Origin of the sequence: Nonomuraea wenchangensis (assembly GCF_900111685.1) — a bacterium.
GTDB lineage: Bacteria > Actinomycetota > Actinomycetes > Streptosporangiales > Streptosporangiaceae > Nonomuraea > Nonomuraea wenchangensis.
Window position 1 is genome coordinate 13383 of sequence record NZ_FOHX01000023.1, and the last position, 23383, is coordinate 36765.

A 23383-nucleotide genomic window follows, 5' to 3' on the forward strand; every position below is an offset into this window, starting at 1 on the left:
GGATGACCTGGATGGTTCGCGCCCGGTGGTCAGGTGACGGGCACGATCTCGGCCCTGGTCAGGACGCCGTCCTCGATGGTGAGCAGGCCCACCGTGCCGTGCGGCTGGCGGCGGCGGTCGGTGGGGGAGCCCGGGTTGAAGATGCGCAGGCCGTCGCCGGACTCGTCCAGCGGGATGTGGGAGTGGCCGAACACCACCAGGTCCGCCTCGGGGAAGCGGCGCCGCAGGCGGGCCAGGCGGCCCTTGGCCGGGCCGCTGTCGTGGATCATCCCGATCCGCAGGCCGTCCAGCGTGAGCTCCAGGGTCTCCGGCGCCGTCACGTCCGGGCCGTCGTTGTTGCCCTTGACCGCGTGCACGGGCGCGTACGCGGCCAGCTCGGCCAGCACCGAGGCGACGCAGACGTCCCCGGCGTGCAGGATGACGTCCGCGTCCCGCAGGTGCTCGGCGACCCGGGGCGGGCAGGAGCGCCAGCGCCGGGGCGCGTGGGTGTCGGACAGCGCGACGACGTTCATGCCCTGCCCCTGCCCGCCGCGCCCGGGCCCGTCACCCCCGCCGGGAGAGAGCAGTCAGCGCAGGCGGGCCGCCCGTTCCTCGAGGTAGTCCCGCTCCGGGGCGCTGGCCGTCAGCCGGGCCGCCTCGCGGTAGGCGCCGGCCGCCCCGGCGGGGTCGCCCGCCAGCTCCAGCAGGTGCGCCCGGACCGCGGCCGGCCGGTGGTGGCCCTTGAGCCGGCCGCCGGCCGCGAGCCGGTCGAGCCGGTCGAGCCCGGCTTTCGGGCCGTGGACCATGGCCTCGGCGACCGCGTGGTTGAGCTCGACCACCGGGTTGTCGTCCAGTCCTGACAGCACCCGGTACAGGGCGAGGATCTGCGGCCAGTCGGTCTCCGCGGCCGACGGGGCCTCGTCGTGCACGGCCGCGATGGCCGCCTGCACCTGGTAGGGCCCGAGCGGGGCCGTGGACAGCGCCTTGCTCACCAGCTCCACGCCTTCGGCGACGAGCCGCCGGTCCCACAGGCCGCGGTCCTGCTCGGCGAGCGGGACCAGCCGCCCGTCCGGCCCGGTGCGGGCGGGCCGGCGCGCCTCGGTGAGCAGCATGAGCGCCAGCAGCCCGGCCACCTCGCCGTCGTCGGGCAGCAGCCGGTGCACGGCCCTCGCCAGCCTGATCGCCTCGCCGGTCAGCTCGTCGCGGTGCAGCTCCGGCCCGGCCGTCGCGGTGTAGCCCTCGTTGAAGATCAGGTAGAGCACGTGCAGGACGACCCGCAGCCGTTCGGCCCGCTCGCCCTCGGGCGGCGGCTCGAACCGCGCCCCGGCGGCCTTGATCCGCTGTTTGGCCCGGCTGATGCGCTGCGCCATCGTCGCCTCGGGCACCAGGAACGCGCCCGCCACCTGCGCCGTGGTCAGCCCGCCGACGGCCCGCAGCGTGAGGGCGAGCTGCGAGGGCGGCGACAACGCCGGATGGCAGCACAGGAACAGCAGCGTGAGCGTGTCGTCCCGGTCTCCGGCCGGCTCCTCGCCCGGCCCGGCCACCGTGTGCGCGTCCGCCGGCTCGCCCACGCCGGCGCTCTCCTCGCGCCGCCGCCGGGCGTGCTCGCTGCGTACGAGGTCGATGAGCCGCCGCGAGGCCACCGTCACCAGCCAGGCCCGCGGGTTGTCCGGCACGCCCTCGCGCGGCCACTGGACTGCGGCGTCGAGCAGCGCCTCCTGGACGGCGTCCTCGCAGGCGGCGAACTGCTCGTGGCGCCGTACGAGGATGCCCAGCACCTGCGGCGCGAGCTCCCGCAGCAGCGCCTCGACCTCGGTCATCCCAGGGCCGGGCCGCCCTCGCCCGCGGGCGGGTCGACCTCGTCGATGATCGGCCGCACCTCCATCGCGCACAGCCGCGCGTCCGGCCACCGGGCCGCGATCTCCGTGGCCCGCTCGACGCTCGCGCACTCCACCACGAGGTAGCCCGCCAGGAACTCCTTGGCCTCCAGGAACGGCCCGTCGGTGATGGCCGGCACGCCGCCGCGCACCCTGACGACGCGGGAGGTGCCGGGCTCGTCGAGCGCCTGCCCGCCCACCAGCTCGCCGCTGTCGGCGAGCTCCTTCATCAGGGCGTCCACCTCGGCCATCACGTCGGACTCGTGGTCGGCCACGTGCTGCTGCGACTCGGCGTTGGCGTAGATCATCAGCATGTACTTCACGCGCTCATGCTATGGGCTCAGTGGCAGCGGAGGTCCAGACCGGGGTCGGTGCTGTCGAACGCCTCCACGATGAAGGACCCGGAGAAGCCGTCGTCGCCCTGATGCCTCTCGAAGTAGACCCGCAAGGGAACCCGCTCGGCCTCGACCCCGGGGATGCGGGCGGCGGCGTAGTAGCGGAGCACAGCCTCCTCGGAGAGGCTCGTGTACAGCGAGATGCGGGCCCGGTAGTCGCAGTGGTTGCCGTTCCCCAGCAGGGTGATGGAACCCTCGGCGCCGTAATCGGTGTGCGAGGTCTCGGGCGGCGGGGGATAGGCGAGGAGGCGGTCCTCCAGGTCCGCGAGCTTCCTGTCGTTCGCCCAGGAGGGGACGGCGAACAGCAGATACAGCCCGGCGAAGGGCACCAGGACCGCGCACGCGACGGTGATGAGGCATCCGGATCTCACGACGGCGAACTCTACGCCGGATCAGCGCTGTGGTGGGCGGCCCCAGATGCGGCGGAAGTCGGCGAGCGGGTACGCGACGTCGGCGGGCGGGAGGTCCCAGAGGCGGGTGCGCCGCTGGTCGAGGTCGAAGCGGGGCCAGCCGGGGTCGCCGGTGGCGGCGAACGACGTCCAGGCGCGGCGGACGCGCTCCGACAGCTCGGCGAAACCGGCGGGCGGCGGGGAGCCCAGGAGGCGGGCGGCGAAGCGGCTGTGGCCGTCGCCGAAGGTGAACGGCACGTCCACGCCGTGCGCCGCGCCCAGCGCCGGGCCCTTCCAGGTGAAGTCGTACAGCCAGGTGCGGCCGCCGGCCCGCGCGTGGGCCTCGGCGGTCCACGTGGTCGGCATGCGGACCAGCGCGTCCGACATCAGCACGGTGAACAGCTCGGCGTCGCCGGCCCCGGGGTGCGCCAGGCCGTACGTGGGCACGGCGTCGGCGTCCAGCCCGAACGAGGCCGCCGCCGCGGCCGGATCGGCGCCGGCGGGCGGTCCGCCGGGGGCTAGCCCGCGATACTCCTCGTGGGTGAAGCCGCAGATCAGCTCGACGCCGCGGGCGGCCGGACCGGCCATGCCCGCCCACGGCGGCCCGGTGACCAGCTCGCCGTCCACGACCGGCCCGAACGGGCTCCCGCCGGCCCCCGTGACGTCCCGCGCCGCGAGGACGGCCTCGGGCGGCAGCCCGGCGAGACCTTCGTACGTCGCCGTGACCCCGGCCGCCGCGGCCAGCGCCTCGGTGACGCGCCCGGCCTCGTCCCTGGTGCGGAGACCGGCCGGGATGCTCTGCGCGATCGCCCGGCGGAACAGCCCCGCCCCGGCCGGCGCCGCCGTCAGCAGCGCGACCGAGGCCGCGCCCGCCGACTGGCCGAACACCGTCACGTTGCCGGGGTCGCCGCCGAACGCGGCGATGTTCCCTCGCACCCACTCCAGCGCGGCGAGCTGGTCGCGCAGCCCGCGGTTGTCCGGGACGCCGGGCAGGTGGCCGAAGCCCTCGAAGCCCACCCGGTAGTCCACGGTCACCACCACGACGCCGGAACGGGCCAGCACGGTGCCGTCGTACTGCGGCATGGCCGTCGCGCCGATCTGCCACGCGCCGCCGTAGAGCCACACCATGACCGGCAGCCCCGCCCCGCCGGGGTCGGGGCTCCACACGTTGAGGTTCAGGCAGGCCAGCCCGTCCCCGGGCCGCCAGATCGGCGGCACCCCCGGCGCAGGTGGGAGCTGGGGCGGCGCGGCGCCGTACGCGACGGCGTCCCGCACCCCGTCCCACGCGGGCGGCGGGGCGGGCGGCCGGAAGCGCAGCGGCCCTTCCGGCGCGGCCGCGTACGGCACGCCCAGGAAGGAGGCGACACCCTCCCGCACGGCGCCCCGTACGGGGCCTTGGGCGGTCTTCGCGATGACCTGCATGTCTCCAGTGTGGCCGGGGATGCTTGGAGATCACTTGGACGCGGCTGCACGCCGGCGCCCCGGCGCGGCCGAGGTCAGCCGCGGAGCCGGGCCGAGGGCGGGGCGGGGGACCGGGGGCGGCCGACGCGGGCGATGTGCAGCAGCGAGGAGGGATCGGCGACGCCCAGGCGGGCGGCGAGCTCGCGCCGCGTGCCGGGGCTGTCGATGATCTGGCTCAGCGGATGCGTGGTGTAGCCGGCGGCGGAGAGGGTGAGCCAGTGGCGGAGGAGGAGCCGCCCCTGCTCCACCTCGTCGCCCGCCGGGCCGGTCAGCACCAGCACGTCGCCGTCGTGGTCGAGCAGCCCGCGCGAGGCGCCGGCCAGGACGCGGGGCAGGCCGAGCGGCCGGAGCGCAGGGTACAGCGCCAGCGACGCGCGCAGCGCCACCGCCTCCAGCCGGGTCAGGCGCAGCGCCCGGTCGCTCAGGCCGTCGAGCAGGTAGCGGCGGTGCCGCCGGGTCAGCCGCAGCCACTGGCGCAGCTCGCGGGTCACCTCCGGCGAGCCGTACTGGTGCAGGTCGGCCGCGTGCAGCAGGTCGGCGAGGTCGCGGCACGGGACGCGGCGCATCCCGGTCAGCCCGGCCACCAGCTCGTCCGGCAGCCGCCCGGGATGGTAGTCGCCCCGGTTGGCGCCGCGGGCGCGTACGTCGGCCGTGGCGAAGGGCGTCGCGTACGTCTGCGCGGCCCGCCGCAGATGGCCGACGCGCAGCGGGCCGGGGTCGGCGTCGAACGCCACGGGCAGGCCCGCCGACGCGCACACGATCAGGCAGCACTCCACGAACGCCCCCAGGCCGAGCCGCAGGTCGCGGCCCGTGGGATCGCTGACCGGCAGCGCCCGGTCCGGGTCCCAGCCGACGGTCACCCGGTCGTCCTCGTACGTCAGCGTCCAGGGCTGCGTGTTGTGCGCGCTCGGCGCACGCCAGAAGTCGGGCTCCAGCGCCCGCAGCTCGTTCACGTGAGGTCCTTGGCGTAGAAGGCGTAGCCGTGGAGGGGGCGGCCTCCCATGGCGGTGTACTGGGCGGCGGAGCCGGGGTTGGTGCGCTCGACGTACGTGCTGCGCAGCGTGTGGTAGCCGCCGCGGCGCAGGCCCGCGTGCAGCTCGCGCGAGAGCAGGCGCATGTAGCCGCGGCCCTGCTCGTCCGGCACCGTGCCCTTGATCACGAGCACCGCCTCGCGCCGGTAGCGGGAGCGGGTGGCGAGCAGCCGGAGCTGGTTGAGCAGGTGCAGGTCGCCACGTACGCGCATGACGAACTCGGAGATGTCGGGCAGGCACAGCACGAACGCGATCGGCCGCCCCGCCTTGGTGAGGTACAGCAGCAGGTCCTCGTCCAGCAGGTGCGCCAGCCCGTCGGTCTGCGCCGCGAGCTGGGCGGCGGAGATCTCGGTGTAGTAGCCGAGCCCGGCGAAGGCGGCGTTGAGCATGCCGCGCAGGATCGGCAGCTGCTCGGCCACCCGGCGGCGGTCGCCGCGGTGCACCCGCAGCTCTTCGGCCACGACGCGGGCGTCGTCGAAGGCGAACACCGGCTCCGGCGGCACCGGGCAGATCCAGGTGTCGGACTCGAAACGGCGGGCGAAGCCGTACGCCTCGTACGCGGCCGGGTAGTAGGGCGGGTTCCAGGCGCTGTCGATGAAGCCGCGCTCGGCGAAGCCCGAGGTGATGACGCCGCCCGCCTGGTTCGGCAGCAGCGAGACCGGGCCGAACGCCGTCCGCCGCCCGTTCGCGCGGCCCGCCGCGCACACGGCGTCGAACAGCTCCTCGGCGGCGTCCTCCGCGAACTCGGTGAGGCCGAAGAGCTGCAGCCGCCCGCCCAGCTTGGCGTCGAACGCGGCGTCGGTGTGCAGGGTCGTGCGGGCGACGACCCGGCCGGCGCGGCGCAGCACGTACAGGGCGACGCCCTGGCGCAGCCACGTGCGGACCTGGGCGTGCAGCGGCGGGACGAAGCGCGGCGGCTCGTCGCCGGAGGCGTGCAGCCGGTCGGTGAGCGACAGGAAGTCGCGCAGGCCGGCCCGGCTCTCGACGCGTTCCAGCCCGCTCACGAGCGCTTCACCGGCGGGCCCGCGCTCTCCGTCGACAGCGGCGTGAACGTCTCGATGTGCGCCATCCCGTCGCCCTCGGCCCGCCACACCCCGTTGCTGTAGCCCTCGGGCTCGGCGTTGTAGACCCTGATGTAGCCGCCGGTGGCGTTCCTCGTGCCGTCGGTGACCCATTGCATGAGCCTGCGGTGGTGGCGGGTGCGGGCGAAGCGCATCAGGGCGTCGCGGTCCTCGAAGAACGCCAGCGTGCCCAGCGTGAAAGGGAACTCCCAGTAGACCTTGTGCCACCGGTAGCCGCGCATCCGCTTCATGTCGCGCACCATGCGCCACCAGGTGAAGGAGAGGACGACGATCGACAGCGGCCCCCGGTAGCGGGTCGCCCCGACGAACATCGCCGTCGCCTGCCCCTGCGGCGGCGCCTTGCTGAAATCGGTGGTCCTCATCAGTCCTTCACCAGGTAGACGTTCTTCATCTTGGTGAGCCCGGCGAACGGGCCCTCGCCCGGCCCGAACACCCGTACCCGCAGGTCGGCGGCCGTCGGGTCCTCGCGCAGCGACTCGGCGAAGTCGCGCGAGACGGCGCTCAGGTGGGCCAGCACGCCCTTGCGGCACAGCGCGGCCAGCTCCTCCCCATCGACCTCGCCGCGTACCTCCAGGTTCACGACCGGGCGGTACTCCAGGCCGGGCAGCTCCTCCAGCGACAGGCAGAAGCGGTTGATCGCGGCGGCGTACGGGTTGCCCTGGTAGAGGCCGTACTCGACGTCCTGCGGATACAGGTTCGCCCCCATGTAGGAGATCGTCGAGTCCTTGCGGCCGAACAGGAACAGCAGCGGCAGGTTCAGCCGCTCGTCGGTCCAGGCGCGCTCGTACGCCTCGTCCCCGAGCGCGGCGCGCACCTCGGCGAGCGTGCGCAGCGCGGCCTCGTCGCCCACGTTGTAGCGCAGCTTGGGCTGCAGGCACGTCTTGGTGTTGATCGTGCACAGCAGCTCGCCGGCGGCGTTGACCTCCAGGAACGTCTCCAGCGGGTTGTAGTGGAAGATCATCGGCAGCCGCTGCTCGCCCGGCCCCAGCAGCCGCTCGCGCAGCTCCCGGTCGACGGCCAGGCGCTTGCGCAGCCACACGCTGAACCCGCTCTCGGCGCCCATCCCGATCGTCAGGTCACTCGCGCCGTAGCCGGAGCGGACCTCCTCGAAACGCTCCTCCAGGTAGTCGCGCAGCGCCTCGGTCATGCCCTCGCCGCCGACCATGCCCCGGATCCGGTACTCCCGCCACGGGAAGCCGCGCTCGTCGAGATGGTCGCGCAGGTGCTTGAGGAACGGCGGGTAGGCGGACACCACGTAGTCGTAGCCGGGCCCGAAGTGCTCCAGCGTGTCGGCGATCTTCTCCAGGTCGGGGCCGGTGTTCTTGACCATCGCGATGCGCGCCATGGCCGCGCCGGTGGTGGTGCCGGTGGCCCAGGCGCCCATCGAGTACGCGTTGACCACGAACAGCCGCCTGCCGGGGAAGACCAGCTCGATGTAGCCGGCCGCGTTGCGGTACACGCCCTTGAGCTCGCGCGGCCCGCGCACCCAGTTGTACGGCTTGCCGCTCGACCCGGACGACTCGTCCACGATCACGCCCGCCCGGTGCAGCCTGCCCTCCTGGCAGCGGCTCTCCTCGTCGTAGGCGGCGGCGTAGTTCTGCTTGGTGGTCTCGGGGAAGTCCGCGAGCCTGCGGGCGTGCTCGGCGCCGTTCTCCCGCAGGAAGTGCCGGTAGGCGGGCACGTCCACGGCCGCGAACTGGCAGGCCACGCGGGCGTGCCTGGCGGCCAGGCGGTCCAGCGCCGGACGGTAGTTGCGGGCGACCAGCCGCCAGATCGCGGGATGCAGCGCGCCGAGCCGGTAGGCGCCGGTCAGGCACCAGGAGTAGGACTGGAGCCGCAGGCGGCGCCAGCGCTGGCGCGCGGTGAGGGGGCCGAGACGGGGACTGAGCCGGTTCATGAGCGGTGACCCTAATGATCACGAATTGCCGATCACTTGCGTCGTACTTGAACCGCTGACGCGGAACCACCCTTTCCGCGTTCGCCCCTACGGTGGCCGGTGAAAGCGGACGGGCCGACCGAGGAGTACGTTGATGATCGCACTGTCGTGGCCGCAGGTGAGCGCACGCCGGCTGGAGCGGGCCGGCCTGGGCGCGGAGCCGGCCAGGACCGGCCCGGCCGAGGTCGTGGCCGCCATGTGCGGCGCGCACGCCCAGGTGATGTCGGCGGCGGAGGTCTCCGTCGGCCTGCGCCTCGCCGGGGCCACCCGCGCGCACGTGCGCGCCGCGCTGCGGCCCGGGGGCGAGCTGGTCAAGACGTACGGGCCGCGCGGCACCGTCCACGTGCTGCCCGCCCGCGACCTGGGGGCGTGGGTGAGCGCGCTGTCGTCGCTGCCGGCGGGCAGGAACCCGCACGCGCCGTCCGTACGGCTCACCCCCGAGCAGACCGAACGGGTGGTGGCGGCGATCACCGAGGCGGTCGCCGCCGACGAGCTGACCATCGACGAGCTGAGCGACCGGGTCGTGGACCTCGCCGGGCCCTGGGCGGGGGACCTCGTCATGCCCGCGTTCGGCGGGAACTGGCCGCGCTGGCGGCAGGCGATGCACCTGGCCGCGCACCGGGGCGCGTTCGTGTTCGGGGCCGGACGGGGGCGCAAGGTCACCTACACCGCTCCGCCTGCCGCCGCCCCGGCCGAGGACGGGCTCGGCGAGCTGGTGCGCGGCTACCTCACGGCGTACGGGCCGGCCACGCCGGAGCAGTTCGCCCAGTGGGCGGGCGGGCCGGTGCGGTGGGCGGCGGGCGCCTTCGAGAGGGCGGGGGTGGAGGAGGTGCTGTTCGAGGGGCGGCCGGCCTGGGTGGTCGCCGGGGACACGGCGGTGCCGGAGGAGCCGCCGCGCGGGGTGCGGCTGCTGCCGTACTTCGACGCGTACGTGGTGGCGGGGCGGCCCCGCGAGCTGCTGTACCCCGGTGCGGCGGCGGCGCGGGCGCTCAACCGGGGGCAGGCGGGCAACTTCCCGGTGCTGCTCGTGGACGGCGTCGTGGCCGGCGTCTGGCACCAGCGCCGCTCCGGCGACCGCCTCGACGTGACCGTGGAGCCGCTCCACGAGCTCGGCCCGGAGCGGGAACGGGAGCTGGAGGAGCAGGTCGAGCGGCTGGGCGAGGTGCTGGAGGCCCGGCCCCGCCTGACCATCGGCATGGTCACCGTGGGTGCACATGCCTGAAACACTCCCTGTCGTGGCCTAGGATAGGGAGCGATATGGAGCAATACACCGTAGAGCAGGCGGCCGCGCTGCTCGGGCTGCACGTCAAGACCGTGCGCAACTACGTACGCGACGGGCGGCTGCCCGCCGTGCGGGTGGGCAAGCGCTACCGGATCGCCAAGGACGACCTGGCCGCGTTCGGCGGGCTGCCGCCGGACGAGCCCGCGCCGCGGCGCGCCGCCGAGGTGTCGGCCATCGTCCAGCTCGACGGGATCGGCCGCGCCGAGATGGACCGCGTCACCACCATGGTCACCGGCGCCCTCGCCGGGCGGCCCAACGGCGTACGGGTCCAGTTCGCCTACGACGAGGAGCGCGCCCACCTCAAGGTGATCGTGCTCGGCGAGCTGGAGCCCGCCGCGCAGGTCCTGCGCATCGTCGACGCGCTGGTCCGCGCGTGACGCTCCCCGATCCCCTTCTGAGAGGCACCATGCTCGACGACGTCCACGTCTGCCCGCCCGACGGCCCGCCCCTGCGGGAGGAGCGCGACGCGCTCGACCTCATCGCCGAGACCTGGGGGCGCGATGCCGCCTGGGTGGCGGTGCCCGTGGAGCGGCTGCACGACGACTTCTTCGCCCTCGCCACCGGCGTGGCGGGGCAGATCACGCAGAAGTTCGCGAACTACCGGCTCGGGCTGGCGGTCGTCGGCGACATCTCGCGCTTCACGGCCGGGAGCGCCGCGGTGCGCGCCTGGGTGACGGAGGCGAACCGGGGGCGGGAGCTGTGGTTCGTCCGCGACCTCGACGAGCTGGCCGCCCGCCGCGCCTGACCCGCCCGGGCCAGGCTCCGCTTCGGTCATGTCCCGCGGGCGGCGGCCTCGATGCCGTCGAGCACCACGTCCAGGCCCGCCAGGAACGCCTGGCGGGTCCGGTGCTCCAGGAAAGGCTCGCCGCCGTCGCCGCCGTCGCCGCCCGGCCAGTCGTCCTCCGACTCCACCCACCGCGCCATCGGGTAGCGCCCGGCGAACCCGGGAGCCACATCCTCCAGCAGCGACGCGCGGGCCCGCCACCACTCCTCGTCCGACACGCCGGTCTCCGACGGGGCCTCGCGCGACTCGGCCACCGTGCGGGCCGCGCCGCGCACGAAGTCGTACAGCAGCGCCACCACGCCCCGCACCCGGGCCGGCCGCAGCCCGGTCGCCCGCAGGATCCCGACCAGGGTCTCCAGCGCCGCGAACTCGTTGGGCCCCAGCACCGGCCGGGCCTGCGACACCTGGAGGATCCACGGGTGACGCAGGTAGAAGGCGCGGGTCTGCTCGGCCCACGCCGCGACGGCCGGGCGCCAGCCGCCGCTCAGGTCGTACTCGGCGGGCAGCTCGGCCATCGCCCGGTCGTACATGAGATCGACGAGCTCGCCCTTGCTCGGCACGTACGTGTAGAGCGCCATCCCGCTGCGGCCCAGCCGCTCGCCGACCTTGCGCATCGACAGGGCCGCCATGCCCTCGGCGTCGGCCACCTCGATGGCGGCATCGACGATCACGTCCACGCTCAGCCCCGGCTTCGGCCCCGGCCGGGTCTCGCGCCGCTCCTGCCCGTCGCGCCACAACAGCGCCATCGAACGGCGGGCGTCGCCCTGACCGGCGTAGACGACCAACGCGCGACTCCCCGTACGGACTCGACTGCTACGCCGTGAAGCGTAGCAGCGCCGTCCCGGGCCCATGGGCGGGCTCAGCGAGGGATCAGCAGGACCTCCGAGCCGATCGGGACGTACCCGGCCGCGAGGAAGGCCCGCACGCTCGCCGCGTTGCCCGGCGCGATCTGCGCCCACAGCGGCCGGGCCGCCAGGTGGCGGGCGGCCGTGGCGAGGAGCCTTCCGAGGCCGCGGCCCCGGTGCCCCGGCTCCACCTCGACGGCGGCCTCCCAGCGGCCGGCCACGCCCCGCCCCACGGTCAGCAGGCCGCCCTCGCACGTCCAGACGCGTACCTCGGCACGGTAGGCCAGGGCCCGCTCGACCCGCGGATGCCCGGACGCGGTCGCCTCGCGCAGCGCGAGCGGCGGCGGCCCGGGAAGCGGGCCCGCCACGGCGAGCAGGTCGAGGTTCCCTGCGCTCCGCCCGGTCCGCAGGCCCAGCTCCAGCAGGAACGGCGGGTTCACCGGGGCCGAGAGGTCGCCGGCGGGCAGCCGCTCGCGTACCCAGGCGGGCGGCAGGTCGGCGAAGACGACCGTGTGCCCCGTGAACGCGATCACGCCCAGGTCGCGCGGGGACGGCTGGGCCACCACCGTCAGCCCGCCGTCCGGGGCGGGCGGCGCGCCGCGCTCGGCGGCGGCGAGCACGGCCTCCAGCGTGTTCAACACCCGGCCCCCTGCTTCGCCGCCTCGACCGCCGCCAGGTAGGCGAGGATGCGGTCCCGGTTGCGGGACAGGCACTCCACCCGCTGCTGGATGCGGGCCGCCTCGGACCTCAGCAGGTCGGCCAGCTCGGGCGTGAGGCAGTCGGGATGCAGATGGATGTCGTCGGGCCGGTCGAGGAACGGGATGATGCGGCGGATGATGTCCGTGGTCAGCCCCGAGTCGAGCAGCCCCCGGATCTGCTGGACCCGGTAAACCGCCGCCTCCGGATAGACGCGGTAGCCGTTGACCGCCCGGTCCGGGCGCAGCAGGTCCTGCTCCTCGTAGTAGCGCAGCATCCGAGCCGGTACGCCCGTGCGGCGCGACAGCTCCCCGATCCTCATGCGACCTCCTCGCTTGCCTTCTCATTGATGAGAAGGTTTCAGCATGGTCGCATGACCGACACGATGACCGCTCCTCCGGGGCGGGACTCCCGCCTGCCCTGGGCGGGCCTGCTGGCCCTGTTCACCGCGGCGTTCACCGCCGTCATGACCGAGCTGCTGCCCGCCGGGCTGCTGCCGCGCATGGCCGAGGCCCTGGACGTGCCCGAGGCCCGGGTCGGCTTCCTGGTCACCGGGTACGCCGTGGCCGCCACGCTCGCCGCGATCCCGCTCACCGCCCTGGTGCGCGGGCTGCGCCGGCGGCCCGTGCTGGTCACGGCGCTGAGCGGGTTCGCGCTGCTCAACGCCGTGACCGCGGTCTCCTCCTGGTATCCGCTCACCTTCGCCGCGCGGCTGCTCGCCGGGGTGATGGGCGGGCTGCTGTGGGCCATGCTCGTCGGGTACGCCGCCCGCATGGTCCCCGCGGAGCGGCGCGGGCGGGCCATCGCCATCGTCTCGGCCGGCATCACCGTCGCCCTGTGCGCGGGCCTGCCCGCGGGCGCGGCGCTCGCCGCCGCCCTCGGCTGGCGGCCCGCCTTCGGCGGGCTGGCCTGCGTCGCGGCCGGGCTGGTCGCGTGGGTGCTGTGGAAGGTGCCCGACTTCCCCGGCGAGCCGGCCGGGGAGCGTACGCCGCTGCGGCGGGTGGCGGCGGCCCCCGGCGTGCGCGTCGTCCTCGGGACGACCGCGCTCGTCCTGGTCGGGCACCAGGCCGTCTACACGTACCTGGCGCCGCTGGCCGAGCTGTCGGGAACGGCGGCGACGAGCGTCGTGCTGCTGGTGTTCGGGGCCGGGACCGTCGCCGGGATCTGGGCCACCGGCGCCGTGATCGACCGGCGGCCCCGTGGGGCGCTGCTCGTGGTGCTGGCCGTGATGGTCGCCGTCATGCCCCTGCTGGGCGGGCCCGGCTGGACGCCGGTGGCGGCGGTGGCCTTGTGGGGGGCCGCGTTCGGCGGGGTGCCGACGCTGCTGCAGACGGCGCTGGTGCACGCCGCCGGGCCGGGCCACGCCGACGTCGCCACCTCCATGCAGACCACCGTCTACAACGCCGGCATCGCCGCCGGCTCGCTCACCGGCGGCCTCGTGCTGGAGTCCGCCGGCGCGGCGGCGCTGCCGTGGACCGCGCTCCCGCTGCTGGCCTGCGCCCTGGTGGCGGCCCTGGTGGCCCGGCGGCACGCGTTCCCCCGGCGGGTCGCCCCGGAGCGGGGTTGACCGTCTCTTGTGCCGGCTCGCGGCGGCGCTTGGCCCGGCAACGGGGAGGTTGATGGGGATCGTTGCCATCCGCCGTCGTGAGGAGACGCGCATGACGACCAGACGCCCTGCCAAGGCGACGCGGTCCAAGACCGACAGCCAGCCGTGGCTGCACATGAACGGCGCGCAGATCCAGGAGTTCGGCACCGTACGGATGTTCCCGCTCGGGCTGTCCCGGGACGCCCGGATGTACTCGTGCGAGCGGCTCAACCAGATCCTGGCCGACACCCAGATCCTCCACGCCCTCTACAAGAAGCACCACTGGCTCATGCGCGGCCCGACCTTCTACCAGCTCCACCTGCTGCTGGACAAGCACGCCGGCGAGCAGCTCGAACTCGTGGACCAGATCGCCGAGCGGGTGCAGACCCTCGGCGGCGTCGCCGTCGGCGACCCGCGCCACGTCGCCGAGATCACCGTGATCCCGCGCCCGCCGAACGGCTGCGAGGAGGTGCCCGCCATGCTCTCCCGCCTGATCGAGGCCCACGAGACCATCCTGGTCGCCTGCCACGACGCGGCCAGCCGGGCGCAGGAGATGGGCGACGACGGCACCAACGACCTGCTCGTCTCCGAGGTGATCCGGACGAACGAGCTGCAGACGTGGTTCCTCATCGAGCACCTGGTGGACACGCCGCTCGTCGAGACGCCCGGGAGCTGAGCGAGGCCCCGCCGGAAAATGTCGGAGCCGCGCGGTACGGTCGGCGTCTCGGCGAGCGGGAGGCGCACATGATCGACGACGAGGTGGCGGCGCGGCTGCGGGACATCTGCCTGGGCCTGCCCGAGACGGAGGAGCAGCCGTTCGGCGGGCACACCGCGCCCAGCTTCCGGGTGCGGGGCAAGCTGTTCGTCATGACCAGCGAGGACGGGCGGTCGATGACGTTCAAGGCCGGGCCCGGCGTGCAGGAGGCGCTGGTCGGCTCCCAGCCGGAGCGCTTCTTCGTACCGCCCTACGTCGGCGCCAAGGGCTGGGTGGGCGCGTGGCTGACGGCCGTGCATGACTGGGACGAGCTCGACGAGCTGATCAGGGACAGCTACCGCCTGGTCGCGCCCAGACGCCTGGCCGCACTCCTCGACGGCTGAGCACCGGGCCGGGGCACGCGCTTCACGCGAGGGCGCTTTCGCAGCGGGATGCCGTGGTTACGCGGATGGCCGATAATGGCCGAGCCCCGGCTTGCGGGCGCCCCCGCACCGTCCCGCCCGTTCCGAAAGCGACTTCGCCCATGCTGCCCGACGACCTCCGCGCCGCCCTGGACCAGGCCCTGGCCCGGCACTCACCCCAGGAGCTGGCCCGCTCGGTCGCGCGGCTCACCGAGCGTTACCGAGGCGGCGCGGCCGGCGAGACCGCGCACATCCGCGGCCAGGCCGACGTGGCCGCCTACGCCGCCTACCGCATGCCGGCCACCTACGAGGCCGCCGCGCTGGCGATGCGGCACGCGGCGGCCCGGGTCCCGGGGTTCGCGCCGGTCAGCCAGCTCGACGCCGGCGGCGGCACCGGGGCGGCGATCTGGGCGGCCGGGGCCACGTGGCCGTCCCTGCGCCAGGTCACGGTCATCGAACGCGACCCGCAGATCATCGACCTCGGCAGGCGCCTCGCGCGTACGGCGCAGGCCGCCGGGGTGCGCGGCACCGCCTGGCGGCAGGCCGCCGTCGCGGCCGGCCTCGACCGCCCGCGCGCCGACCTCGCGACCATGTCGTACGCGCTGGGCGAGTTCCCCGAGCGGGACCGTCCCGAGGTCGTGCGCTGGCTCGCCCGCGACGCCGCCATGGTGCTGGTCGTCGAGCCTGGCACGCCCGCCGGCTACGCCACGATCGCCGCGGCCCGCGAAACGCTGCTGGCCGAGGGGCTGAGCGTGGTCGCCCCCTGCCCTCACGGCGGCGCCTGCCCGATCGAGCCCGGCCGCGACTGGTGCCACTTCTCGGTGCGCCTGCCGCGTACGTCCCTGCACCGCCAGGTCAAGTCGGGCACCCTCAGCTTCGAGGACGAGAAGTTCGCCTACGTCGCCGCCACCGTCCGCCCCGCGCCGGGCCCCGCCGCCGACCGGGTGCTGCGCCACCCGCAGAAGCGCAAGGGCGTGGTGTCGCTACGCCTGTGCAGCGACGCGGGCGACATCCACGACGTGCTCGTCTCCAAGCGGCAGGGCGAGCTCTACCGCCGGGCCAGGGACGTCGGCTGGGGAGACGCGTGGGGAGACATGTTGGGGGACACCCGGGAAGACGCCGGGGATGCCGACCGGCCCGCGGACGACGCCGGACAGCGGTGACCGCTGCGCCGACTTTCTCGAATCCTCCCGAACCGGCCGACGCCGCACGCCATTCTTAGGGGGTGCACGTAAGCGATCTTCTTCATCCCCTGTACGCCCGGCGCCTCCGCCGCCAGGTCTCGACCGGCCCGCTGCCCCGGCACGTCGGTCTCATCATCGACGGCAACCGCCGCTGGGCCAGACAGAAAGGACTGCCCAACCCGAGCATCGGCCACCAGTACGGCGCCGACCACATCCAGGACGTGCAGGTGTGGTGCGAGAGCCTCGGCATCAGGCACCTGACGGTGTTCCTGTGCTCGACGGAGAACCTCCAGCGGCGCGGCGACAAGGAGGTCGCCTTCCTGCTGCGGGTCATCGAGGAGATGGTCGCCGACCGGCTGGCCCGCCCGGGCGCCCGCTGGCGGGTGCACGTCGCCGGGCTGCTCGACATGCTCCCCGACACCACCGCCCGCGCGCTGAAGAACGCCGTCGAGGCGACCCGCGAGTGCGAGACCGGCTTCCACCTGACGCTGGCCATCGGCTACGGCGGCCGCCAGGAGGTCATCGACGCCCTGCGCGAGCTGCTGTACGAGCGGGCCGAGGCCGGGCAGAGCATGCACGAGCTGGCCGAGACGCTGACCGCCGACGACCTCGCCGGCCACCTCTACACCGCCGGGCAGCCGGACCCCGACCTGGTCATCCGCACCAGCGGCGAGCAGCGCATGTCGAACTTCCTGCTGTGGCAGTCGGCCTACTCCGAGCTGTACTTCTGCGAGGCGTACTGGCCGGCCTTCCGCGAGATCGACTTCCTGCGCGCGCTGCGCAGCTTCGCCGCCCGCCAGCGGCGCTTCGGGGGCTGAAGCTTGAACCACGACGAGGTGCTGAGCCTCTACGAGCGGCGCTTCCGCCACGAGCCGGCGCCCGAGATGCCCGGGGCCGTGGTGGAACGGGCGGGCGCGGTGGTGCGGCAGTCCGGCCCCGCGCCCTGCTGGAACGGCGTCCTGTGGTCCGACCTGGACGAGCGTACGGCGGACGCCGCCATCGCCGAGCAGGTACGCCACTACGCGGAGCTGGGCACCGAGTTCGAGTGGAAGCTCTACGGCCACGACCGCCCGGCCGACCTCGACCGGCGGCTGCTCGCGGCCGGCTTCACGGCCGAGCCGCCGGAGACTCTCATGGTCGCCGAGACCGCCAGGATCGCCGCCCCCGCCGCCTCCGCCGCTCCCGTCGCCGAGCCGGAGGGCGTCCGGCTGGTGCCGGTGACCGGCATGGACGGCGTCGAGCTGATGGCCGACGTGCACGAGCGGGTGTTCGGGGCCAGCCGCGTACGGATCAGGGAACGGCTGGCCGTGCAGCTCGCCGAGGGCAGCGTCGTGGCCGTCCTCGCCCTGGCGGACGGCGTGCCGGTCAGCGCCGCCCGGATGGATCTGCACCCCGGCACCGAGTTCGCGAGCCTGTGGGGCGGCGGCACCGCGCCGGAGTGGCGGGGACGCGGCGTCTACCGGGCCCTGGTCGCCTACCGGGCCCGCGAGGCGCTCGCCCGCGGATACCGCTATCTGCAGGTGGACGCCTCCGCCGACAGCCGGCCGATCCTGACCCGGCTCGGCTTCGCCGCCCTGGCCACCACCACGCCGTACACGTACGGGTGACTATCCTTGAGCGTCCGCCCGCGCCCGAGGAGATTCGCACGTTGCCCCCTGCCGACCACTTCCGTGAGCTGGAGCTGCTGTCCGACTGCGGCAGCTGCTTCGGCCTGTGCTGCGTCGCGCTGCCGTTCGCGGCCTCGGCCGACTTCGCCGCGGACAAGGCGGCGGGGGATCCCTGCCGCAACCTGCGCGAGGACTTCCGCTGCTCGATCCACGAGCGGCTGCGTCCGAGCGGCTATCCCGGCTGCACGGTCTTCGACTGCTTCGGGGCGGGACAGAAGGTCTCGCAGGTCACGTTCGAGGGGCGGAGCTGGCGGGCCGCGCCGGAGACGGCCGGGCAGATGTACGCCGTCTTCCCGGTCATGCGGCAGCTCCACGAGCTGCTGTGGTACCTCGCGGAGGCGCTGTCCCTGGAGCCCGCCCGGCCGGTCCACGCCGAGCTGCGCCGCGCGCTCGACGAGACCGACCGGCTCACCCGGCAGGACGCCGGCACCCTGGAGAAGTACGACGTGGCGCCGCACCGGGCCGCGGTCAACGAGCTGCTGCTGCGGGTCAGCGAACTGGTCAGATCCCAGGAGAAAGGCCGGGGCAAGGACCGGCGTGGGGCCGATCTCATCGGGGCCCGGCTCAGGGGCGCCGACCTGCGGCGGGCGAACCTACGGGGCGCTTACCTGATCGGGGCGGACCTGCGCGGCGCGGACCTGCGGGAGGCCGACCTCATCGGCGCCGACCTGCGCGGGGCGAACCTGGCGGGCGCCGACCTGACCGGCGCGATCTTCCTCACCCAGGCCCAGCTCAACGCCGCCGCCGGCGACGCCGCCACCCGCATCCCGCCCGCCCTGACCCGCCCCGCCCACTGGTCTGAGACGGCCGCCCGGCCGGCGCCCGTCAGGAACGCCCGCCGCCCGCGCCGCCGCTGAGCCCGGGCGCCCGGGAGGGGGCGCGTGGGAGCATCGTGCCGATGTGACGTCCAGCACTCTGGAGGAGATCGGCATGAGCATCACCGCGTACCCCGTGACCGACCCGGTGTCCGAGCACGGAGAAGGGCCGGTGTGGTCCGCGCGCTGGGGCGGGCTGCGCTGGGTGGACATGCTGGCCGGCGACGTGCTGGCGCTCGACGGCGCGACGGTGCGGCGGCGGCACGTGGGCAAGGTCGCCGCCACGCTGCGGCCCCGCGCGGCCGGCGGCTACGTGGTCGCCGCCGAGCGCGAGCTGCTGCTGGCCGACTCCGACGACCTCGACGCCCCGCTGCGCCCGCTGGGCGGCGAAGCGTGGAGCGACCCGTCCGTACGGATGAACGACGGCGGCTGCGACCCCGACGGCCGCTTCTACATCGGCAGCATGGCCTACGACGCAGCCCCGGGGCGCGGCGCGTTCTACGTGGCCGAGCCCGGCGGCGCGCTGCGCGTGGTGCTGCCGGAGGTGACGATCTCCAACGGGTTCGACTTCAGCCCCGACGGCTCGCTCGCCTACTACGCCGACACCGCCACCGGCCGGGTGGACGTGTTCGACTACGACCCGGACGAGGGGCTCGGCGGGCGGCGGCCGTTCGTGTACGTCGGCCCGGAGCGGGGACAGCCCGACGGGCTGACGGTCGACGCCGAGGGCGGCGTCTGGGTGGCGCTCTGGCAGGGCGGGGCCGTGCACCGCTACGACCCCGCCGGCCGGCTCGACGCCGTCGTCGCGCTGCCGGCGCGCAAGGTCACGGCGGTGGCCTTCGGCGGCGACGACCTCGACCGGCTGTTCGTCACCACTTCGGCGCTGGACGTGGACCGGGCCGAGCAGCCGGAGGCGGGGGCGCTGTTCGCGGCCGACCCCGGCGTCCGGGGCCGCCCGGTGCTGCCCGCCGCCCTATGAAGGAAAATCCTTTGCCCCCGTAAAACTAGATGCCCTAGGTTTCATCCTAGAGTTCCTAGTTTCGAGGGAAGAGTCATGAACCCCGTCACCGAGCGCGACCTGCGCGCGTCCTTCGTCAACTGCTCCAAAGGGGAGGCCCGCAGGCTCGGGCTGCCCCGCGACCTGGCCGCCACCCCCTGGGCCGACCTCGACTTCCTGGGCTGGCGCGACCCGGGGGCGCCCGAGCGGGCCTACCTGGTGGCCGAGCGCGGCGGCGGGCTCACCGGCGTGGCGCTCCGCCTGGCCCAGGACGTACGGAGGAGCCCCGCCAAGAGCACCCTGTGCTCGGTGTGCGTCACCCCGCACGCGGGCACCGGAGTCGCGCTGTTCACCGCGCCCCGCGTCGGGGCCGCCGGCCGCCAGGGCAACACGGTCGGCGTCTACATGTGCGCCGACCTCGCCTGCTCCCTGTACGCACGCGGCAGGAAGCAGACCGAGGCGGGCACCCGGTTCGAGTCGCTGACGGCGGAGGAGCGGGTCGCGCGGGCCGTGGCCAACCTGGACGCCTTCCTCGGCCGGGTGCTCGACGACACCCTCGCGAACGCCTGAGCCCCGCGCCGGCGGCCCACGGACCTCAGGCGGGCCGCCGGCGCCCGCGCGGCACCAGGGCGGGGCTGACGTGGTGCAGCACGGTGTCGCGGGTGATCACGACCCGGGCCACGTCGTCCCTGCCCGGCACCTCGTACATCACGTTGAGCAGCACCTCCTCCAGGACCGCGCGGGCCGCCCTGGCGCCGGTGCGGCGCAGCAGCGCCTGCTCGGCGACCGCCGCCACGGCGTCCTCCTCGAACGCGAGCTCGACGCCGTCCAGCTCGAACAGCCGCTGGTACTGCCTGATCAGCGCGTTGCGCGGCTCGGTGAGCATCCGGACCAGCCCGGCCCGGTCCAGCGGGCGCAGCGTCGTCAGCACCGGCAGCCGGCCGGTCAGCTCGGGGATCAGCCCGTACGCCACCAGATCCCGCGGCATGACCCGGGCCAACACGTCCTCCTCGGCCGGATCGTGCGGTGAGCCGCCGAACCCGGCCGCCCTCCGCAGCGTCCGCCGCTCGATCACCCGCTCCAGCCCGGCGAACGCGCCCCCGGCGATGAACAGCACGTTCGTCGTGTCCAGGGCGATGAGGTCCTGGTGGGGGTGTTTGCGCCCGCCCTGCGGCGGCACGTTCGCGACCGTGCCCTCCAGGATGGTCAGCAGCGCCTGCTGCACGCCCTCGCCGGAGACGTCGCGGGTGATCGACGGGTTGTCCGCCTTGCGGGCGATCTTGTCGATCTCGTCGATGTAGACGATGCCGGTCTCGGCCCGCCGCACGTCGTCGCCGGCCGCCTGGATGAGCTTGAGCAGGACGTTCTCGACGTCGTCGCCGACGTAGCCGCTCTCGGTGAGCGCGGTGGCGTCGGCGACGGCGAACGGCACGTCCAGCATCCGCGCCAGGGTCCGCACGAGGTACGTCTTGCCGCTGCCCGTGGGGCCGACCAGCAGGATGTTGGACTTGCCCAGTTCGACCGGGTCGTCCTTCGAGACGGGGGCGCGCAGGCGCTTGTAGTGGTTGTGGACGGCCACGGCCAGCGTCCGCTTGGCCTGGTCCTGGCCGATGACGTACTGGTCCAGGAACGTGTGGATCTCACGCGGGGTGGGCAGGTCGCGGGCCGGCCCGGCGGGGGCCGCCGCGGCTTCTTCCTCGGCTATGAGCTCGGTGCACTGCCCGACGCACTCCTCGCAGATGTGGACCGACGGCGGCCCCGCGATCAGCCGCCGGACCTCGTGCTGGCCCTTCCCGCAGAACGAGCAGGCCGGTCCCGTCGATCGGATCACAGCTCTCAGCCCGCCGTGCCCAGGGTCACCGGCAGCGACAGCAGCCGGGCCGTGCCCGGGTCGGGGACGCGCTGCGGCGGCCCCGCGAGCGCGAGGCCGGGGAAGCGGCGCAGCAGCGAGCCGAGCGCGACCGCGGTCTGCACGCGCGCCAGCGACGCCCCGGCGCAGAAGTGCGGCCCGTGCGCGAACCCGAGCTGCCCCGCCGCGTCCCGCCGCACGTCGAACCGGCCGGGGTCGGCGAAGACGCGCGGGTCGCGGTTGGCGGCCGGGATCGCGACCGTCACCGGCTCGCCCTTCGGCACCGTCACGCCGCCGATCTCGACGTCCTCCGTCGTGAACCGGGGGATGGTCAGCAGCTGCGGACCGCACCAGCGCATCAGCTCCTCGACCGCGCCCGGCATCAGCGCCGGGTCGGCGCGCAGCGCGGCGAGCTGATCGGGATGCTCGTGCAGGGCGGCCACGGAGTTGGCGATGAGGTTCGTGGGCGTCTGCCCGGCGAGGACGAGCTGCCACACCATCGTCACCAGCTCGGTCTCCGACAGCCGGTCGCCGTCCTCCTCCTGGACGCGGGCCAGCTCGGAGATCAGGTCGTCGCCCGGCTCGGCCCGCGCCCTGGCCACGGCGGCCTTCGCGCCCTCCAGGATGCCGGGGATCGCCTCGGCGAACGCGGCCCCGTGCCCCGCCGCGACGTCCGCGCCCCACGCCCGCCAGCGCGGCCGGTCGGCGGCCGGGATGCCGGTCAGCTCGCAGATCACCTCCATCGGCAGCGGCCGGGCGAAGTGCGCCAGCAGATCCACCGTGTCGTCTCCCGGGCCGTCGTCGGACAGGTTGCCTGGCAGCTCGTCCAGCAGGGCGTCCACGATGCGCTCGACGCGCGGCCGGAACCGCTCCGCCTGCCGCGGCGTGAACGCGGGCGCGACCAGCCGGCGCAGCCGGGCGTGCTCGGCCCCGTTCAGCTCGGACATCGTCGTCATGTACGGCAGGCAGTCGGCGGGGACGTCCGGCCGCTGGTAGCTGGCCTCGCCGGTACGCAGCCGGGGGTCGGCGAGGACCGCCCGGCCCTCGGCGTGCCGCAGCACGACCCAGAAGGCGAACCCCGGCCCGGTGAGCCGCGCCACGGGGGAGTCGCCGGCCGCCCGGACGTACGCGGCGGAGGGGTCGCGCAGCAGCGCGAGGCCGGTCATGTCGAGCTCGGGCACGTCGGCCATGGCCCACCCTTCGTTTTCAGATGATCCCATCATTTGAATGTTCACGGTATCCTGACTGGCGGGACCCGGCAACGCGAGGAGGACGATGGCCCGGCTGACCAGAGCGCAGGCACAGGAGCGCAACCGGGCGAGAGTGCTGGCCGCGGCGCGGGCGGAGTTCGCCGAGCGTGGATACCGGGAAGCCAAGATCGACGGCATCGCCGACCGCGCGGAGCTCACGCGCGGAGCGGTCTACTCCAACTTCCCCGGCAAACGGGCGCTGTACTTCGCGGTGCTGGCCGAGCTGGCCGAGTCCGCCGAGCCGCCCGCCCCCGCCGAGCCCGCGCTGACCGTCGGCGAGGCGCTGAGGGAGGTGGCCCGCGCCTGGGTCGCCCGGCTGCCGCTCGCCACCGACGACGAACGCGGGCCGAGCCGGCTCGGCATGCACCTGATGCCGGAGATCCTCGCCGACGAGCTGACGCGGGTGCCGTACGCGCAGCTCGTGAAGCTCGACGCGATCCTGCTCGGGCTGGCGCTGGAACGCCTGCGTCCGCCGCCCACCCCCGACGGGCGGCTGGTGCGGCTCGCCGAGGCGGCGCTCACGCTGCTGCACGGGGCGGGGCAGCTCGCGGCGGCGGCGCCGGGGTTCGTGGAGCCGTTCAACGTGGTGCGCGCCTGCGAGCGGCTGGCCGATCTCGACCTCGGCGACCGGTGGTTCGTCGCGCCGCTGCTGCCGCGTCTGTCGGCCGGCGACGAGCCGTGGTCGCCGCCATCGGCGGTGCCGGACGCGGTCAGCGGCGAGCCCGTACGGCTGGACGGTGACGGCGTGGTGGCGGTGCTCGGCATGCACCGGCTGTCGGCCGTCGAGGACGCCGTACGGGCCGCGCCGCCCGGGGCCGAGGTCACCGCCGTCGTGGTGAGCGGCGCGCCAGAGGAGCTGTTCCCGCTGGCCAGGCTCACGCTCGGCGAGCTGTGCGGCTGCCTGCGCGCGGCCGTCCCGCGATCGGCCTGGCCGCGGCTGCGGGTCGTGTGGGACGAGAGCGGCGACCTCGCGGCGGCGGCGGGCATCACCGGCGTGGACGACGCCACGGAGGTGGCGCTGCGCGTCGAGGCGGGCCGCGTCACGCTGCGCGCCGAAGGCTACGGCGCCGCCCACGCCGCCGCCGCCCGGCACACCACCTGATGGGGCGCGGTCCGCTGCCGCGTCGCCCTGCCGCGTCGCCCTGCCGCGTCAAGCCGGGCCG

General features: G+C 74.7%; 27 protein-coding genes. 13 read left to right on the forward strand and 14 right to left on the reverse strand.

Annotated features, from left to right (window positions below):
• Positions 1 to 29: 29 nt before the first annotated feature.
• The 9 genes from BMW85_RS42865 to BMW85_RS42905 all read right to left on the reverse strand — a co-directional run bounded on the left by BMW85_RS42865 (position 30) and on the right by BMW85_RS42905 (position 8111).
• The gene (locus BMW85_RS42865) at positions 30 to 512 is read right to left on the reverse strand and encodes a metallophosphoesterase family protein (protein ID WP_091093155.1); all 483 of its coding nucleotides are present in this window, start codon (positions 510 to 512) and stop codon (positions 30 to 32) included.
• 54 nt (positions 513 to 566) lie between these two features.
• Entirely contained in the window at positions 567 to 1799 is a 1233-nt protein-coding gene (locus tag BMW85_RS42870; protein ID WP_091093158.1) for an RNA polymerase sigma factor, read from the reverse strand.
• On the reverse strand, positions 1796 to 2170 hold the full coding sequence (locus tag BMW85_RS42875) for a YciI family protein (protein WP_245775425.1): 375 nt from the start codon (positions 2168 to 2170) through the stop codon (positions 1796 to 1798). The genes BMW85_RS42870 and BMW85_RS42875 overlap by 4 nt, the downstream gene beginning before the upstream one ends.
• Before the next feature lie 26 nt (positions 2171 to 2196).
• Positions 2197 to 2622 carry a hypothetical protein gene (locus BMW85_RS42880; protein ID WP_245775407.1) on the reverse strand — a complete coding sequence of 142 codons (426 nt, stop codon included), beginning with the start codon at positions 2620 to 2622 and terminating at the stop codon, positions 2197 to 2199.
• Positions 2623 to 2643: 21 nt separating this feature from the next.
• Positions 2644 to 4062, reverse strand: a complete 1419-nt coding sequence (locus BMW85_RS42885) for a carboxylesterase/lipase family protein (protein ID WP_091093162.1) — start codon at positions 4060 to 4062, stop codon at positions 2644 to 2646.
• 74 nt (positions 4063 to 4136) lie between these two features.
• Positions 4137 to 5054, reverse strand: coding sequence for a nitroreductase family protein (locus BMW85_RS42890; protein WP_091093163.1), 918 nt, complete (start codon positions 5052 to 5054; stop codon positions 4137 to 4139).
• On the reverse strand, positions 5051 to 6136 hold the full coding sequence (locus tag BMW85_RS42895) for a hypothetical protein (protein WP_091093165.1): 1086 nt from the start codon (positions 6134 to 6136) through the stop codon (positions 5051 to 5053). The genes BMW85_RS42890 and BMW85_RS42895 overlap by 4 nt, the downstream gene beginning before the upstream one ends.
• Positions 6133 to 6576 carry a DUF4188 domain-containing protein gene (locus BMW85_RS42900; RefSeq protein WP_091093166.1) on the reverse strand — a complete coding sequence of 148 codons (444 nt, stop codon included), beginning with the start codon at positions 6574 to 6576 and terminating at the stop codon, positions 6133 to 6135. The genes BMW85_RS42895 and BMW85_RS42900 overlap by 4 nt, the downstream gene beginning before the upstream one ends.
• The gene (locus BMW85_RS42905; protein ID WP_091093168.1) at positions 6576 to 8111 is read right to left on the reverse strand and encodes a phenylacetate--CoA ligase family protein; all 1536 of its coding nucleotides are present in this window, start codon (positions 8109 to 8111) and stop codon (positions 6576 to 6578) included. The genes BMW85_RS42900 and BMW85_RS42905 overlap by 1 nt, the downstream gene beginning before the upstream one ends.
• 133 nt (positions 8112 to 8244) lie before the next feature.
• Here BMW85_RS42905 and BMW85_RS42910 point away from each other — a divergent pair, with 133 nt between their 5' ends.
• Genes BMW85_RS42910 through BMW85_RS42920 form a run of 3 tightly spaced genes read left to right on the forward strand, consistent with a single transcriptional unit; the run spans position 8245 to position 10177 of the window.
• The gene (locus BMW85_RS42910) at positions 8245 to 9372 is read left to right on the forward strand and encodes a winged helix DNA-binding domain-containing protein (RefSeq protein ID WP_091093169.1); all 1128 of its coding nucleotides are present in this window, start codon (positions 8245 to 8247) and stop codon (positions 9370 to 9372) included.
• A 35-nt stretch (positions 9373 to 9407) separates the two neighbouring features.
• Positions 9408 to 9809 carry a helix-turn-helix domain-containing protein gene (locus BMW85_RS42915; protein WP_091093171.1) on the forward strand — a complete coding sequence of 134 codons (402 nt, stop codon included), beginning with the start codon at positions 9408 to 9410 and terminating at the stop codon, positions 9807 to 9809.
• A 29-nt stretch (positions 9810 to 9838) separates the two neighbouring features.
• The gene (locus tag BMW85_RS42920; protein WP_091093173.1) at positions 9839 to 10177 is read left to right on the forward strand and encodes a DUF4180 domain-containing protein; all 339 of its coding nucleotides are present in this window, start codon (positions 9839 to 9841) and stop codon (positions 10175 to 10177) included.
• 26 nt (positions 10178 to 10203) lie between these two features.
• Here BMW85_RS42920 and BMW85_RS42925 read toward each other — a convergent pair whose 3' ends face one another.
• The 3 genes from BMW85_RS42925 to BMW85_RS42935 all read right to left on the reverse strand — a co-directional run bounded on the left by BMW85_RS42925 (position 10204) and on the right by BMW85_RS42935 (position 12079).
• Positions 10204 to 11001 carry a TetR/AcrR family transcriptional regulator gene (locus tag BMW85_RS42925; protein WP_091093174.1) on the reverse strand — a complete coding sequence of 266 codons (798 nt, stop codon included), beginning with the start codon at positions 10999 to 11001 and terminating at the stop codon, positions 10204 to 10206.
• Positions 11002 to 11075: 74 nt separating this feature from the next.
• On the reverse strand, positions 11076 to 11702 hold the full coding sequence (locus BMW85_RS42930) for a GNAT family N-acetyltransferase (RefSeq protein WP_245775408.1): 627 nt from the start codon (positions 11700 to 11702) through the stop codon (positions 11076 to 11078).
• The gene (locus BMW85_RS42935) at positions 11696 to 12079 is read right to left on the reverse strand and encodes a MerR family transcriptional regulator (protein ID WP_091093177.1); all 384 of its coding nucleotides are present in this window, start codon (positions 12077 to 12079) and stop codon (positions 11696 to 11698) included. Before BMW85_RS42935 ends, BMW85_RS42930 begins: the two co-directional genes overlap by 7 nt.
• Before the next feature lie 51 nt (positions 12080 to 12130).
• Here BMW85_RS42935 and BMW85_RS42940 point away from each other — a divergent pair, with 51 nt between their 5' ends.
• From BMW85_RS42940 to BMW85_RS42980, 9 genes are all read left to right on the forward strand, one after another.
• A complete protein-coding gene (locus BMW85_RS42940; RefSeq protein WP_091093179.1) occupies positions 12131 to 13324 on the forward strand; it encodes an MFS transporter in 1194 nt (397 codons plus the stop codon).
• Between the two features lie 91 nt (positions 13325 to 13415).
• Positions 13416 to 14018 (forward strand): Dps family protein, encoded by a 603-nt coding sequence (locus tag BMW85_RS42945; protein WP_091093180.1) that lies wholly within the window; start codon positions 13416 to 13418, stop codon positions 14016 to 14018.
• Between the two features lie 68 nt (positions 14019 to 14086).
• Positions 14087 to 14440 carry an MmcQ/YjbR family DNA-binding protein gene (locus BMW85_RS42950; protein ID WP_091093182.1) on the forward strand — a complete coding sequence of 118 codons (354 nt, stop codon included), beginning with the start codon at positions 14087 to 14089 and terminating at the stop codon, positions 14438 to 14440.
• A gap of 140 nt (positions 14441 to 14580) precedes the next feature.
• Positions 14581 to 15621 carry a small ribosomal subunit Rsm22 family protein gene (locus BMW85_RS42955; RefSeq protein WP_091093183.1) on the forward strand — a complete coding sequence of 347 codons (1041 nt, stop codon included), beginning with the start codon at positions 14581 to 14583 and terminating at the stop codon, positions 15619 to 15621.
• 62 nt (positions 15622 to 15683) lie between these two features.
• Positions 15684 to 16460 (forward strand): polyprenyl diphosphate synthase, encoded by a 777-nt coding sequence (gene uppS / locus BMW85_RS42960; protein WP_091093185.1) that lies wholly within the window; start codon positions 15684 to 15686, stop codon positions 16458 to 16460.
• Between the two features lie 3 nt (positions 16461 to 16463).
• Positions 16464 to 17249, forward strand: a complete 786-nt coding sequence (locus BMW85_RS42965; protein WP_091093186.1) for a GNAT family N-acetyltransferase — start codon at positions 16464 to 16466, stop codon at positions 17247 to 17249.
• 41 nt (positions 17250 to 17290) lie between these two features.
• The gene (locus BMW85_RS42970; protein WP_091093188.1) at positions 17291 to 18166 is read left to right on the forward strand and encodes a pentapeptide repeat-containing protein; all 876 of its coding nucleotides are present in this window, start codon (positions 17291 to 17293) and stop codon (positions 18164 to 18166) included.
• A gap of 43 nt (positions 18167 to 18209) precedes the next feature.
• The gene (locus tag BMW85_RS42975; protein WP_218156190.1) at positions 18210 to 19103 is read left to right on the forward strand and encodes an SMP-30/gluconolactonase/LRE family protein; all 894 of its coding nucleotides are present in this window, start codon (positions 18210 to 18212) and stop codon (positions 19101 to 19103) included.
• A 75-nt stretch (positions 19104 to 19178) separates the two neighbouring features.
• A complete protein-coding gene (locus BMW85_RS42980; RefSeq protein ID WP_091093190.1) occupies positions 19179 to 19691 on the forward strand; it encodes an FBP domain-containing protein in 513 nt (170 codons plus the stop codon).
• Between the two features lie 25 nt (positions 19692 to 19716).
• Here BMW85_RS42980 and clpX read toward each other — a convergent pair whose 3' ends face one another.
• Together clpX and BMW85_RS42990 are read right to left on the reverse strand one after the other, a co-directional pair.
• Positions 19717 to 20952 (reverse strand): ATP-dependent Clp protease ATP-binding subunit ClpX, encoded by a 1236-nt coding sequence (gene clpX, locus BMW85_RS42985; RefSeq protein ID WP_245775409.1) that lies wholly within the window; start codon positions 20950 to 20952, stop codon positions 19717 to 19719.
• A gap of 5 nt (positions 20953 to 20957) precedes the next feature.
• The gene (locus BMW85_RS42990; protein ID WP_091093191.1) at positions 20958 to 22160 is read right to left on the reverse strand and encodes a cytochrome P450 family protein; all 1203 of its coding nucleotides are present in this window, start codon (positions 22158 to 22160) and stop codon (positions 20958 to 20960) included.
• 85 nt (positions 22161 to 22245) lie between these two features.
• Here BMW85_RS42990 and BMW85_RS42995 point away from each other — a divergent pair, with 85 nt between their 5' ends.
• A complete protein-coding gene (locus BMW85_RS42995) occupies positions 22246 to 23322 on the forward strand; it encodes a TetR/AcrR family transcriptional regulator (RefSeq protein WP_091093193.1) in 1077 nt (358 codons plus the stop codon).
• Positions 23323 to 23383: the final 61 nt, after the last annotated feature.